Source organism: Oceanisphaera profunda, assembly GCF_002157895.1.
Taxonomy (GTDB): domain Bacteria; phylum Pseudomonadota; class Gammaproteobacteria; order Enterobacterales; family Aeromonadaceae; genus Oceanimonas; species Oceanimonas profunda.
In genome coordinates, this window is record NZ_CP021377.1 from 876,173 (window position 1) to 888,953 (window position 12,781).

The 12,781-nt window shown below is 49.9% G+C and carries 15 protein-coding genes; all 15 read right to left on the reverse strand.

The genetic code is table 11. The features are described 5' to 3' along the window. Nucleotides 1-30: 30 nt before the first annotated feature. The gene (ndk, locus tag CBP31_RS03805) at nucleotides 31-462 is read right to left on the reverse strand and encodes a nucleoside-diphosphate kinase (protein WP_087034944.1); all 432 of its coding nucleotides are present in this window, start codon (nucleotides 460-462) and stop codon (nucleotides 31-33) included. Nucleotides 463-704: 242 nt separating this feature from the next. After that, entirely contained in the window at nucleotides 705-905 is a 201-nt protein-coding gene (gene iscX, locus CBP31_RS03810; protein WP_087034945.1) for a Fe-S cluster assembly protein IscX, read from the reverse strand. Between the two features lie 10 nt (nucleotides 906-915). Continuing rightward, entirely contained in the window at nucleotides 916-1,254 is a 339-nt protein-coding gene (gene fdx, locus CBP31_RS03815; protein ID WP_087034946.1) for an ISC system 2Fe-2S type ferredoxin, read from the reverse strand. 2 nt (nucleotides 1,255-1,256) lie between these two features. Then, nucleotides 1,257-3,098, reverse strand: a complete 1,842-nt coding sequence (hscA, locus tag CBP31_RS03820) for a Fe-S protein assembly chaperone HscA (RefSeq protein WP_087034947.1) — start codon at nucleotides 3,096-3,098, stop codon at nucleotides 1,257-1,259. 5 nt (nucleotides 3,099-3,103) lie between these two features. After that, entirely contained in the window at nucleotides 3,104-3,622 is a 519-nt protein-coding gene (gene hscB, locus CBP31_RS03825; RefSeq protein WP_087038601.1) for a co-chaperone HscB, read from the reverse strand. 69 nt (nucleotides 3,623-3,691) lie between these two features. After that, the gene (gene iscA, locus CBP31_RS03830) at nucleotides 3,692-4,015 is read right to left on the reverse strand and encodes an iron-sulfur cluster assembly protein IscA (RefSeq protein WP_087034948.1); all 324 of its coding nucleotides are present in this window, start codon (nucleotides 4,013-4,015) and stop codon (nucleotides 3,692-3,694) included. A gap of 11 nt (nucleotides 4,016-4,026) precedes the next feature. Further along, nucleotides 4,027-4,413 carry a Fe-S cluster assembly scaffold IscU gene (gene iscU, locus CBP31_RS03835; protein ID WP_087034949.1) on the reverse strand — a complete coding sequence of 129 codons (387 nt, stop codon included), beginning with the start codon at nucleotides 4,411-4,413 and terminating at the stop codon, nucleotides 4,027-4,029. A gap of 66 nt (nucleotides 4,414-4,479) precedes the next feature. Beyond that, nucleotides 4,480-5,694: an IscS subfamily cysteine desulfurase gene (locus CBP31_RS03840; RefSeq protein ID WP_087034950.1), complete on the reverse strand. Its 1,215-nt coding sequence runs from the start codon at nucleotides 5,692-5,694 to the stop codon at nucleotides 4,480-4,482. A gap of 86 nt (nucleotides 5,695-5,780) precedes the next feature. Then, nucleotides 5,781-6,239, reverse strand: a complete 459-nt coding sequence (gene iscR / locus CBP31_RS03845; RefSeq protein ID WP_087034951.1) for a Fe-S cluster assembly transcriptional regulator IscR — start codon at nucleotides 6,237-6,239, stop codon at nucleotides 5,781-5,783. 95 nt (nucleotides 6,240-6,334) lie between these two features. Beyond that, on the reverse strand, nucleotides 6,335-7,054 hold the full coding sequence (gene trmJ / locus CBP31_RS03850) for a tRNA (cytosine(32)/uridine(32)-2'-O)-methyltransferase TrmJ (protein WP_087034952.1): 720 nt from the start codon (nucleotides 7,052-7,054) through the stop codon (nucleotides 6,335-6,337). Nucleotides 7,055-7,315: 261 nt separating this feature from the next. Beyond that, nucleotides 7,316-8,191: a lipoprotein NlpI gene (gene nlpI, locus CBP31_RS03855; protein WP_169712986.1), complete on the reverse strand. Its 876-nt coding sequence runs from the start codon at nucleotides 8,189-8,191 to the stop codon at nucleotides 7,316-7,318. Nucleotides 8,192-8,305: 114 nt separating this feature from the next. Beyond that, on the reverse strand, nucleotides 8,306-9,250 hold the full coding sequence (gene secF, locus CBP31_RS03860) for a protein translocase subunit SecF (RefSeq protein WP_087034953.1): 945 nt from the start codon (nucleotides 9,248-9,250) through the stop codon (nucleotides 8,306-8,308). Nucleotides 9,251-9,262: 12 nt separating this feature from the next. After that, the gene (gene secD, locus CBP31_RS03865) at nucleotides 9,263-11,116 is read right to left on the reverse strand and encodes a protein translocase subunit SecD (RefSeq protein ID WP_087034954.1); all 1,854 of its coding nucleotides are present in this window, start codon (nucleotides 11,114-11,116) and stop codon (nucleotides 9,263-9,265) included. Nucleotides 11,117-11,135: 19 nt separating this feature from the next. Next, entirely contained in the window at nucleotides 11,136-11,462 is a 327-nt protein-coding gene (yajC, locus tag CBP31_RS03870) for a preprotein translocase subunit YajC (protein WP_087034955.1), read from the reverse strand. 113 nt (nucleotides 11,463-11,575) lie between these two features. Further along, entirely contained in the window at nucleotides 11,576-12,721 is a 1,146-nt protein-coding gene (gene tgt, locus CBP31_RS03875) for a tRNA guanosine(34) transglycosylase Tgt (protein ID WP_087034956.1), read from the reverse strand. Between the last annotated feature and the right edge of the window lie 60 nt (nucleotides 12,722-12,781).

Consider the following 12,781-nt stretch of genomic DNA (forward strand, 5'->3'; position numbering starts at 1 on the left):
CTATCTGCTTATTTAAAAGCTAAATAGTGATTAACGCGTGCGTGGGCACAACTCAGCATCGCTGAAGAAGTACGCGATTTCACGGGCAGCAGAAGCAGGAGCATCTGAACCGTGAACGGCGTTTTCGTCAATGCTGTCTGCGTAGTCGGCGCGTAAAGTACCGGCCAAAGCGTCAGCTGGGTTAGTAGCACCCATGATTTCACGATGACGCAGAACGGCGTTTTCGCCTTCCAACACTTGAACCATAACAGGACCTGAAGTCATGAAATCAACCAGTGCTTTAAAGAAAGGACGCTCGCTGTGCTCAGCGTAGAAACCTTCTGCTTTAGCGTTATCCAGGTGAACCATTTTTGCAGCTACGATCTTCAGACCAGCAGCTTCAAAGCGCTGGTAGATAGCGCCAACTAAGTTTTTTGCTACTGCATCAGGCTTGATGATAGAAAAAGTGCGTTCGATAGCCATGGTAATTCCTTAATAGATTAACCCAAGGGTTTAGGTATGAAAACGGCGCAATTATACGTAAAAGCCGCCTCAGTTAACACTGCTTAGCGCTAATTTAATTTTTACGCCTGTCGTTTACCTAAATTTTATCCTAAAAAAGCCACAGTTATAAAACTATGGCTTTAGATGTTGGTTAAAGAACAAGCTTGAGCGTTTTTCCACCTCACGCTTTACTCTTCACCCCTCACGGCTAACAGTAGCCGTTAATCAAACTCGTCCATCCAAATCATAATGATGGCTTCTAAAATATTTTCATTAGAGCGCTTAGGATCATCATCAAAACCGTCTAATTCACAAATCCACTGATGCAGATCCGTAAAACGCACGGTTTTAGGATCCGTATCCGGATAAGCTTCCAGCAGGTCTAGCGCTATCTCGCGACTATCAGTCCATTTAAGACTCATCAATAAGCTCCTATTGGCTCTCAGACACCATGTTGACGGTGTACTTAGGGATTTCTACCACTAAGTCTTCGTCAATCATCCGCGTTTGGCAGCCCAACCGCGACTCCGGCTCTAGCCCCCAAGCTTTATCTAACATGTCATCTTCTAACTCAGTGCTTTCATCCAGCGAGTCAAAACCTTCGCGCACGATAATATGACAAGTGGTACACGCACAGACTTTTTCACAGGCATGCTCAATGCCGATACCATTACGCAGAGCTGCATCTAATACCGACTCACCGGGCAAGGCTTCAACTTCGGCGCCCTCTGGGCACAGCTCCGGATGAGGCAGAAATACAATCTTGGCCATAGTTACACCTTATCTACTTGTTGTCCGGCCAAGGCCTGACGAATGGAAGCATCCATGCGTCGGGCGGCAAAGTCAGCCGTTTGTTGGTCTGTTTTCTCGACGGCTTGCTTAATGGCCGCCAAATCGTCACCGCTGGCGGCTTGCGCAAGCAAGTCAACACTGGCCACAATATTGGCCAGCTCAGATTCATTCAGTAACGCGGCGTCAACGGCCAGCGCACTATTAATATTTTCAATGACGCGTGCCGCTTCTACTTTTTGCTCGGCCAGCATGCGCGCATCTATGTCGCTTTGGGCATGCTCAAAAGATGCGGTCAGCATTTGGCTGATTTCGGCTTCATCTAAACCATAAGACGGCTTAACTTCGATAGCCGCTTGTACGCCTGATGACTTCTCCATGGCACTCACAGACAATAAACCGTCAGCATCCACCTGAAAGGTCACTTTAATATGTGCCGCACCCGCTGCCATCGGCGGAATATTGGTCAAATTAAAGCGTGCTAAAGAGCGACAATCCGCCACCAGCTCGCGCTCGCCTTGGACCACGTGAATGGCCATCGCCGTTTGGCCGTCTTTAAAAGTGGTAAATTCCTGCGCACGCGCCACCGGTATGGTGGTGTTACGTGGGATTACCTTTTCGACCAAACCGCCCATGGTTTCAAGACCCAACGACAGCGGGATCACATCCAGCAACAGCATATCGCTATCGGGCTTATTACCAATTAGCACATCTGCCTGAATGGCAGCACCTATGGCAACAACCTTGTCCGGATCCAAGCTGGTCAATGGCTCGGTGGCAAAAAACTCACCCACGCGCGTGCGCACAAGCGGCACCCGAGTTGAGCCACCCACCATCACCACTTCTTGAACCTCGGCGGCGGTGACGCCCGCATCTTTTAAGGCGCGGCGACAAGCCACCAAGGTTTTATTCACCCAAGGTAAAATCAGCGCGTCAAATTCATCGCGACTTAAGCTGCCCTGCCAACCTTGCCAGCTCACTTGCACGGAGTCTTGATCGGTCAGGCTTTGCTTAGCGGCACAGGCCACATCCAGCAAATTACGCTGCTGACTGGGGCTAAGCTCAGTAAGCTTGGCTTGCTGTTGGATCCAATCTGCCAGCATATGATCAAAGTCATCGCCGCCCAGAGCGGAATCGCCACCGGTGGCCAACACTTCAAATACGCCGCGATGCAGGCGTAAAATTGAAATATCGAAGGTGCCGCCGCCTAAATCAAATACCGCAATCACGCCCTCTTGGCCTGAGTCCAGACCATAAGCAATGGCGGCAGCGGTCGGCTCGTTAAGCAGGCGCAATACATTTAAGCCCGCTAATTGCGCCGCATCTTTGGTGCCTTGGCGCTGAGCATCATCAAAGTATGCAGGCACGGTAATTACCGCACCTTGCACGGGATTGCCTAAGCTTGCTTCGGCGCGTTCAGCCAGCACTTTAAGGATTTCCGCCGACACTTGTACCGGATTAACCGGTCCTTGCGGAGTGTTTAGGCTGATTAAGCCGTTATCACTTTCATTAAATGCATAAGGTAGGCGATGGCGTGGAATATCAGCCAAGGCTTTGCCCAGTAAACGTTTAACGGAGGAGATAGTATATTGAGGGTCTTGGTCGGCTTCGCGTTTGGCATCAAAGCCCACCCGCAAGGCTTGCGGGCCGTAGTGCACCACAGAGGGCAGCAAGTCACGGCCTTGCTCATCAATCAGGGTTTCGGGCGCGCCGCTACGTACCACGGCCACTAAGGAATTAGTGGTACCGAGATCGATGCCCACGGCCCACTTGTGCTCATGCGGTGCCGCGCTTTGGCCCGGCTCAGAAATTTGTAGTAATGCCATTAGGGTTAGAAGTCCTGCTGCGCATCTTCCAAACGTTCGAGTTCGGCATGCAGCTTAGTCATGAATTTAAGTTTACGTACCGTATCGGCAGCGGCGTGCCAGTCGGCAGCCGCCAGTTGCTGAGTAAGCTCGGCATAATACTCGTTCGTCGCCTGCTGCAACTCTTGTTCAAAGGCCATAATGGCGGCAAATATGTCGGCGGCTTCACCCAGCTCTTCGAGCTGCTCACGCCATTCCATCTGCTGCATTAAAAACAGCGGATCTTTGAGCGTTTGCTGCTCGGCATTAAGCTCGACACCCTGCAAAGACAATAAATATTCGGCGCGGTTCAGCGGCTGTTTAAGCGTTGTGTAAGCGTCGTTAATATAGGCGGCACGTTGTACCGCCTGCAGACGCTCTCGCTCAGGGTGTGCGGCAAATTTATCGGGGTGAAACTGCATTTGCAGCCCACGATAAGTCTCGGCTAGGGCTTGGGCGTCTTGCTCAAACTGTGCAGTTAACCCAAACAGCTCAAAGTAATTCATAGTTTGTGCCGTTTTACCCTGACCTATTGTACCGAGTGCTGTCATGCCAAATCCTATTATGCCAAGCGCTTAAACGTTAAAGCTTTCACCGCAACCGCATTCGCCATCGGTATTGGGGTTATTGAACTTAAAGCCTTCGTTCAAGCCTTCTTTGGCGAAGTCGAGTTCGGTACCGTTCAGATACACCAAGCTTTTGCTATCGACGATCACTTTAACATCGCCATGCTCGAACACTTGATCGCCTTCAGACAGTTCATCGACGAATTCCAGCACATAGGCCAGGCCCGAGCAGCCAGAGGTTTTCACCCCTAAGCGTAAGCCTAAGCCTTTGCCTCTGTTGTTCAAGAAAGTCTGCACGCGGTGTGCCGCTGCATCGGTAATGGTGATCGCCATGGTGTCTCCGTTTACGCTAAGTTTTTCTTCTTCTTATAATCGTCGATGGCTGCCTTAATGGCATCCTCTGCCAAAATAGAGCAGTGGATCTTCACCGGCGGCAAAGCCAACTCTTCGGCAATATCGGTATTTTTGATGCTGCCTGCTTCTTCTAAGCTCTTACCTTTCACCCATTCGGTGATAAGGGAGCTTGAGGCAATCGCCGAGCCACAACCGTAGGTTTTGAACTTGGCGTCTTCAATAATACCTGCATCGTTAATTTTAAGCTGCAGCTTCATTACGTCGCCACAGGCCGGTGCACCTACCATGCCAGTGGCAATGGTGGGGTCGTTTTTGTCAAAACCGCCGACGTTACGGGGGTTTTCATAGTGATCTATTACTTTTTCGCTGTAAGCCATGATTTTATCCTCACACAATGCTTGATGGTTTAGACGCCATTAGTTTAGGCACCCAGGGGGTACACCTTAATGGTGTGCCCATTCCACTTGATCCAAATCTATTCCGTCTTTAAACATTTCCCACAATGGAGACATGTCACGCAGACGGCCAATGGCTTCATTCACCAGTGTAATGGCGTAGTCAATCTGTGCTTCAGTAGTGAAGCGACCGATGCTAAAGCGAATTGAGCTGTGCGCTAATTCGTCGTTTAAACCTAAAGCACGCAATACATACGAAGGCTCAAGACTGGCTGAAGTACAAGCCGAACCAGACGATACGGCTAAGTCTTTCAACGCCATGATCAGTGATTCACCTTCAACATAGGCGAAGCTGATATTCAGGATGCCTGGCACTTTTTGCTCAAGGTGGCCGTTAACATACACTTCTTCGATGTCTTTCAGACCGTTATATAAGCGCTGGCGTAAAGCTAAGATACGCTCGCCTTCACTGTGCATTTCTTCTTTAGCAATACGCAGTGCTTCGCCCATGCCCACAATTTGGTGAGTGGCTAAGGTGCCTGAGCGCATGCCACGTTCGTGACCGCCACCGTGCATCTGTGCTTCTAAGCGCACGCGGGGCTTGCGCGATACATACAGCGCGCCTATGCCTTTAGGACCGTAAATTTTATGAGCTGAAATCGATAACAAGTCGATATTCATATCATTCACGTCGACGTCAATCTTACCGACGCTTTGTGCGGCATCAACGTGGAACATGATTTTACGGCTGCGGCATAATTCACCGATCGCTTTCACGTCTTGGATCACACCAGTTTCGTTATTCACGTGCATGATGCTCACCAAGATGGTGTCGTCACGCATGGCGTTTTCGATTTGTTCAAGGGTAAACAGACCGCTGGACTGAGGCTCTAAATAGGTAACCTCATAGCCTTCACGCTCTAACTGACGGCAAGGGTCTAATACTGCTTTATGCTCGGTTTTAGAGGTAATAATGTGCTTACCTTTTTTACCGTAGAAGTTAGCAATGCCTTTGATGGCCAAGTTATCAGACTCGGTGGCGCCAGAGGTAAAGACAATTTCGCGCGGATCCGCATTGATCAAGTCGGCGATTTGATTACGGGCGATATCAACCCGCTCTTCTGCCTGCCAACCGAAACGGTGCGAGCGAGAAGCGGGGTTACCAAAAATGCCATCAGGGGTGAGGCATTCCATCATCTGTTCGGCAACGCGTGGGTCTACCGGACAGGTAGCCGCATAGTCGAGGTAAATGGGCAGTTTCATTATATTCTCCGTTACAGCGCTGCTTGTTCGGCAGTCTTGGCATCGACATTTAACACTAAAGTTAAGCTCAATTGCTGTGGTTCTGGTTAATCCAGAGTCAACAGACTTAAGGTATTATCTTGCTGTTCGGGCACGCGCCTTTTGGCTTGCTGGCTTACCAGCTCGGCCAAGCTAATGCCTTCTAAAAAATCGCTAATGCGGTCACTTAAAGCGCACCATAAGGTGTGCGTCAGACACTGACTGCCGTTATGACAATCGCCCTTACCTTGGCATTTAGTGGCGTCTACGGATTCGTCGACCGCCACTATAATCGCGCCCACCGAAATAGACGCCTTAGCCATGCCCAGCAAATAACCGCCACCGGGGCCGCGCACACTGCTCACTAAGCCATGTTTGCGCAACCGGGCAAATAATTGCTCAAGGTAAGACAGAGAAATGCCCTGACGCTCAGAGATATGAGCCAGTGATACAGGTCCTGCATCACCGTGCAAGGCTACATCCAACATGGCTGTTACAGCATAACGCCCTTTTGATGTGAGTCTCATCTCGTTCCACCCTTTCTAAATATAGCGTCAGGTTGCCATACCCGAGTAAATCAGTCAAGTATTAAACCTGACTGAAATAGTCGGTTATTACCCGCTTATTGGCGACCGCTTTTTTGGATAGAGGTTAAGATACCACGCAAAATATTCAGCTCTTGCTCTTCGGGGCGAGCCCGATTAAATAGGCGGCGTAACTTAGTCATCACCTGGCCTGGATGCGCTTTAATGATGAAGCCGGTTTCCAGCAAGCTTGCTTCTAAATGCTGATAAAAACGCTCTAAGTCAGCGGACAACGGATAGCCCGCTTCAGGCTCGGCGTTGGCCTGCTCTGCAGCCAACCACGCCATGCGCACTTCATAACTGAGTGTTTGTACGGCCATAGCTAAGTTCAATGAGCTGTAATCCGGGTTAGCCGGAATGGCCACGTGAAACTGACATAAGTGCAGTTCATCATTGCTTAAGCCGGTACGCTCGCGGCCAAAAACCAGCGCCACCTTATGCTGTGGTGCTTCGCGCAGCACTTTTTCGCCCGCTTCACGCGCATCCAGCATTGGCCAAGATAAGGTGCGCGAGCGCGCACTGGTACCAATCACCAGCCCGCAGTCGGCGACTGCTTCCGCTAAGGTGCTTACCACGCGCGCATTTTCTAACACGTCGTGGGCACCGGCCGACAGCGCTATGGCTTGATCGTCGATAGGATTGACCGGATCCACCAGCCAAAGCTCAGTGAGTCCCATGGTTTTCATGGCGCGGGCGGCAGAGCCGATATTTCCTGTGTGTGAGGTGTTAACCAACACGATGCGTATTTGCTCAAGCATAGCTAGCAAGTCCAAGGGTGCTTAAGGCAAAAGATTCTAGCACAGTCATGGCCCGCTGTAAGCGGGATTAGGGATTAGGGATTAGGGATTAGTCTTTGCGCTCTTATCTGTTCATTGCGAGGCACGAAGCAATCCAGCTCTTCGTCTTAAGCTTTACTTGGCGCTGGGCGCTTGGAGCCGGGCGCTATGTTTTGACCTTACCAATAAAAAAGCCAAGTGCGGTGACACACTTGGCTTAAGAGTTCAGTAATATGCGATGGCTTAGCGAGTTGGATTAGCAGCTTCTGCGGCTAAGTCTAACTCCAGTAACGAATATCTGTGTTCAACAAAATCATATACGTTAGTGGCAATGGCCAACTTGAAATAGACTTCGGCTTGTTGCGGCTCACCGTTGTGCTGGGCTCGCTTGGCTAAGTAAAAGTAGGCTTCGCATAAGCGCTCGGCTAACTCTTGATTATCCACGCTTTCCTCACTGATGCGGTTCAGTAACTGCTCTTCATCGGCAGTGCCTAAATAGACATTCACTATGTCCCACGCCCATTCATCACTCCCATATTGCACTTGATGATTTTTGAGTGATTGGAGCGCTGACTTAGGGTCTATCTTTTCCAGTGCTAAATACCATAACAATAGACGGTACGGATCTGTGGGCTCTTCATCGAGAAACACCTTCAGATCCCGTGCCGCTAATGCTGGGCGTCCGCCGTAATACAGCGCTATGCCGCGGTTTAAGTTGGCATAGGTATAGTCGGGTGCCAGCTCCAGCGCCGAGTCAAAAGACTCATACGCTTCGTCAAAGTCCTGATTCTGTGTTAAATACACGCCGTTAAGATTATAGGCATCAGCAAAGTCCGGTCGCTCGCGAAGAGCGCGATTGAAATCGAGCCGCGCCATGGCGCGTAAGCCTACGCGATCGAAAATGACGCCGCGCTGAAAAAATAATTCAGCGCGCTGCTGTGGCGTTAAGCCAGGTGAGTTTAGCATTTGCCCCAAACGGGCAATTCCCAGCTCACTCTCGTATGAAACCTGCATTGGAATAGGCAGCACCAAGGTTGATTTAACTGCTTGTGGTGCACTGCAACCTAGCAATAAGCAAGTTACCAATACTAAAGGGCCGAGCAATAATCTATGGTTCAAGACGGCTCCGAACTTGTCTCATTATGAACTCATGTTATGCAGCTAAACGACATTTGTCATGTAGCAAATGCATTTCACAATAAAAAGGGCCCTTATGGGCCCTTAGTAAAAACGCTATACCAATGGGTCCTGATCAGCCCCTTCCTTTTCAATCTGGGGTGGGAGCATGTGCTCACGCTTCACACCCAACATCATAGCCCAAGCGCTGGCTATATAGATAGAAGAGTAAGTACCAAAACCAATACCCAACAGCAATGCAGTCGCAAAACCGTGGATAAGTACCCCGCCTTTCAAGAACAAGGCCACCACCACCACTAATGTGGTGAACGAGGTAATTAAGGTCCGGCTCAAGGTATCGGTAATAGCTTCGTTAAATACCTGTACCGTGCTGACCGTGCGCACGCGACGAAAGCTTTCGCGCACTCGATCAAACACCACAATAGTATCGTTTAACGAATAACCGATTACGGTGAGCAAGGCCGCCACTATGGTCAAATCGACTTCAATTTGGATCCACGAGAATACGCCGAGCGTAATGATGACATCGTGCGCCAGTGACATCACAGCACCCGAGGCTAAGCGCCATTCAAAGCGTAGCCCCACGTAGGCCATAATACACAGTAAAGCGGCCAAAATGGCTAAGCCGCCCTGCTCCGCCAACTCTTTACCAATGGCGGGGCCCACAAACTCCAGGCGCTTCATTTCTGCTGGGTTATTGGCTTGTTGTACCGCCACTAATACGCCATCGCCTTGCTGCTGCACATCACCGTCGGCGTGGGGTGCTAAGCGTATTAACACATCACGACTGGTACCAAAGTTTTGCACTGTGGCGCCCGCCAATCCGGCTGTATCTAATTGCTGGCGTACTTCATCCAAGTCTACCGATTGACTAAACTCCACTTCAACTACAGTGCCGCCAGTGAAGTCTAAGCCCCAGTTCAAGCCTTTGGTAAACAAAGAATAGAAACACAGCGCTATCAATACCAAGGAAAAAACAGACGCCGCCTTGGCATGGCGCATAAAGCGAATGGGCTCTCGGGTTTTGAGGATCTCAAACATGCTGTAACTTCCTCATATCGACAATTTGCTGAGACGTTTGCCGCCCCAGAGCAAGTTCACTATGGCCCGTGTTCCCACAATCGCGGTAAACATCGAAGCCAAAATACCTATGATCAAGGTGATGGCAAAGCCTTTGATGGGGCCCGTGCCTATCGCAAACAAGATAATTGCGGTGATCAAGGTGGTAATGTTGGAGTCGGCAATGGTACCCAGTGCCTTGTCGTAGCCCACGTGTATGGCTTGCTGTACACCGCGACCGTCTCTGAGCTCTTCACGAATTCGCTCAAAGATAAGCACGTTGGCATCCACCGACATCCCTATGGTCAGCACGATACCGGCAATACCAGGCAGCGTCATGGTGGCACCGGGCACCATAGACATCACGCCTATGATGATCACCAAGTTGGCAAATAAAGCCACGTTCGCCACCAAACCAAACTTACGATAATAAATCGCCATGAAGATCACCACGGCCAACATGCCGTACAACATAGCCATAATACCGTTTTCGATATTTTGCTTGCCCAGGCTTGGGCCTATGGTGCGCTCTTCCACAATTTGAATAGGCGCGATTAAGGCACCGGCGCGCAGCAATAAGGATAAATTTTGCGCTTCCGCCATCGAGTCTATGCCGGTAATGCGAAAACTACGGCCTAAACGTGATTGTATGGTGGCAATGTTAATCACTTCTTGCTGTTTGTAGAGCTGGCTTGAGCCATCCTCATTTTTTTCATCACCGGTTTTATACTCGGTAAACACAGTCGCCATGGAGCGGCCTACGTTATCCTTGGTAAAATCGGCCATGCGGCTACCACCGGGCGCATCCAAGCTGATGTTCACTTGCGGACGACTAAACTCATCCATGCTGGCACTGGAATCAACGATGTGCTCACCAGTCAAGATCACTCGCTTTTGCAGCACCACGGGGCGATTATTACGATCGCGCATCAACTCACTGTTGGCGGGTACACGACCTGCATCGGCCGCGGCTAGGTCGGCTTTCTCATCGATTAAACGAAACTCAAGAGTCGCGGTAGCACCCAAAATCTCTTTGGCGCGCGCCGTATCTTGAATACCGGGCAGTTGCACTACGATACGATCCGCACCTTGGCGTTGTACCAAGGGTTCGGCCACACCCAATTCGTTAACGCGGTTACGAATAATGGTGATGTTTTGCTGCAGTGCGTATTCTTTTACTTCTTTTAAGCGCTGCTCGCTCATAGTGGCAAACAAGCCGAAGTTATCGCCGCTGTCGCGCTCAGAAAACACCAAGCCCGGGTAACGATCCCGTAAATAACTTAAACTCTGATTGCGGGTATCGGCGTCACGAAACACCACTAAAGTGCCGTCGTCTTTGCTCAATACACCCGAATAACGCAGGCGTTTTTCCCGTAAATCGGTACGGAAGTCTTGAATTCGTTGTTCTTGGACACGGTTAAGTGCTTCGTCCATGTCCACTTCCATCAGAAAGTGCACACCACCGCGCAAGTCCAAGCCTAATTTAAGCGGGCCAGCACCTATGGTTTGTAACCAATGGGGGGTGGCGGGCGCCAAGTTAAGGGCCGTAATGTAGTTATCACCCAACAGCTCGGCGATTAATTCTTTGCCTTTCAGCTGGTCGTCGGTGTCGCGAAAACGCACCAACAATTGATTGTCTTCCAGTGCGGCACTTTTAATTTCTATGTCCGCAGCTGCTAAACGCTGCTGCGTTTTAACCAGTATTTCGCTCGTTACTTGGGTACCGCGAGTGCCGGATACCTGTAATGCGGGGTCTTCACCAAATAAATTGGGTGCTGCATATAGAAAACTGATGGCGACCACGAAGATCACCATCAAGTATTTCCACAGCGGATATCGGTTTAACACGCTGTGCTCCTTAAGAGGCTTAAAGGGACTGAATAGAACCCTTAGGCAGGACGGCAGTAATGAAGTCCTTCTTAATGGTCACTTGGCTTTGCTCGCTCAAGCTCAGCAGCACATAATCGCTGTCGGCTGTAATTTTTGCGATCTTGCCTACCAAGCCACCGTTGGTCAGCACTTCGTCGCCTTTGCCCAGAGCAGACATCAGGTTCTTGTGCTCTTTAACGCGCTTAGACTGAGGACGGAAAATCATAAAGTAAAAAATCAAACCAAATACGGCCAGCATGATGATCATTTCCATGCCACCACCAGCAGCGCCACCTTGAGCATGAGCGTTAGAGATAAAGTTCATTAGTTTTCCTTCCTCATTGATAATTAAACGATAAAATAATTAAGCGTTAAATCCCTAAGAGCCATCTAAAAAACAGGACGCAATGCCCTGCTCTTTACTGACAAATAAAGCGGTTATTGGTCACTTTCTGTAGCAACTTGGCCCAAAGGTGGAACTGCAAGCCCTTTGCGCGCGTAGAAGTCTGCCACAAAGTCGTCTAATTTACCCTGCTCTATAGCACCGCGTAAACCTTCCATCACTCTTTGGTAGTAACGCAGGTTATGAATGGTGTTTAAACGCGAGCCTAAAATCTCATTACATTTGTCTAAATGATGCAAATATGAGCGCGAATAATTCTTACAGGTGTAGCAATCACACTCTGCATCTAGCGGGCCGGTATCGACTTTGTGCTTGGCATTACGAATTTTAACCACGCCATCTGTGGTAAACAAATGGCCATTACGGGCGTTACGAGTCGGCATTACGCAGTCGAACATATCAATGCCGCGACGCACGCCTTCCACTAAGTCTTCCGGCTTACCCACACCCATTAAATAACGGGGCTTATCGGCGGGAATGAGCGGGCAAGTATGCTCTAATATTTTATGCATCTCGGCCTTAGGCTCACCCACCGCTAAGCCACCAATGGCATAACCGTCAAAGCCAATGTCCAGCAAGCCGGTCAAGGACTCATCACGCAAGTCCTCGTACATGCCACCTTGCACTATGCCAAACAAGGCATTTTTATTACCCTGCTTATCAAAATGATCCCGGGAGCGTTTAGCCCAGCGCAACGACATTTCCATGGATTTTTTCGCTTCTTCCCACGTAGCTGGGAAAGGCGTGCATTCGTCCATGATCATTACCACATCCGAACCCAGATCGTACTGGATCTCCATCGACACTTCCGGTGACAAGAAAATCTTATCGCCGTTTACGGGGTTGCGAAAAAACACCCCCTCTTCAGTGATGGTGCGGATATCGCCGAGGCTAAATACCTGAAAACCGCCGGAGTCCGTTAAAATGGGCCCCTGCCAGTTCATAAAGTCATGCAAGTCGCCGTGCAACTTCATCACTTCTTGGCCCGGGCGCACCCAGAGGTGAAAGGTGTTACCCAGCAAGATTTGTGCGCCGGTGGCGTGCACTTCTTCTGGAGTCATGCCTTTTACCGTGCCATAGGTGCCCACCGGCATAAACGCCGGGGTATCGACCACGCCGCGATCAAAGGTAAGGCGGCCGCGACGGGCTAAGCCGTCGGTGGTATGCAGTTCAAATTTCATGGTATTACCTCTTAGCGATCAGAGAAACAGTCTGATCTTGCTTTTTAATGGTGAGGAGTG

Bases quoted from the DNA above. Each gene is read 5' to 3' on its own strand.
- ndk (WP_087034944.1), bottom strand. From the start codon at position 462: ATGGCTATCGAACGCACTTTTTCTATCATCAAGCCTGATGCAGTAGCA.
- iscX (WP_087034945.1), bottom strand. From the start codon at position 905: ATGAGTCTTAAATGGACTGATAGTCGCGAGATAGCGCTAGACCTGCTG.
- fdx (WP_087034946.1), bottom strand. From the start codon at position 1,254: ATGGCCAAGATTGTATTTCTGCCTCATCCGGAGCTGTGCCCAGAGGGC.
- hscA (WP_087034947.1), bottom strand. From the start codon at position 3,098: ATGGCATTACTACAAATTTCTGAGCCGGGCCAAAGCGCGGCACCGCAT.
- hscB (WP_087038601.1), bottom strand. From the start codon at position 3,622: ATGAATTACTTTGAGCTGTTTGGGTTAACTGCACAGTTTGAGCAAGAC.
- iscA (WP_087034948.1), bottom strand. From the start codon at position 4,015: ATGGCGATCACCATTACCGATGCAGCGGCACACCGCGTGCAGACTTTC.
- iscU (WP_087034949.1), bottom strand. From the start codon at position 4,413: ATGGCTTACAGCGAAAAAGTAATAGATCACTATGAAAACCCCCGTAAC.
- CBP31_RS03840 (WP_087034950.1), bottom strand. From the start codon at position 5,694: ATGAAACTGCCCATTTACCTCGACTATGCGGCTACCTGTCCGGTAGAC.
- iscR (WP_087034951.1), bottom strand. From the start codon at position 6,239: ATGAGACTCACATCAAAAGGGCGTTATGCTGTAACAGCCATGTTGGAT.
- trmJ (WP_087034952.1), bottom strand. From the start codon at position 7,054: ATGCTTGAGCAAATACGCATCGTGTTGGTTAACACCTCACACACAGGA.
- secF (WP_087034953.1), bottom strand. From the start codon at position 9,250: ATGTTTGAGATCCTCAAAACCCGAGAGCCCATTCGCTTTATGCGCCAT.
- yajC (WP_087034955.1), bottom strand. From the start codon at position 11,462: ATGAACTTTATCTCTAACGCTCATGCTCAAGGTGGCGCTGCTGGTGGT.
- tgt (WP_087034956.1), bottom strand. From the start codon at position 12,721: ATGAAATTTGAACTGCATACCACCGACGGCTTAGCCCGTCGCGGCCGC.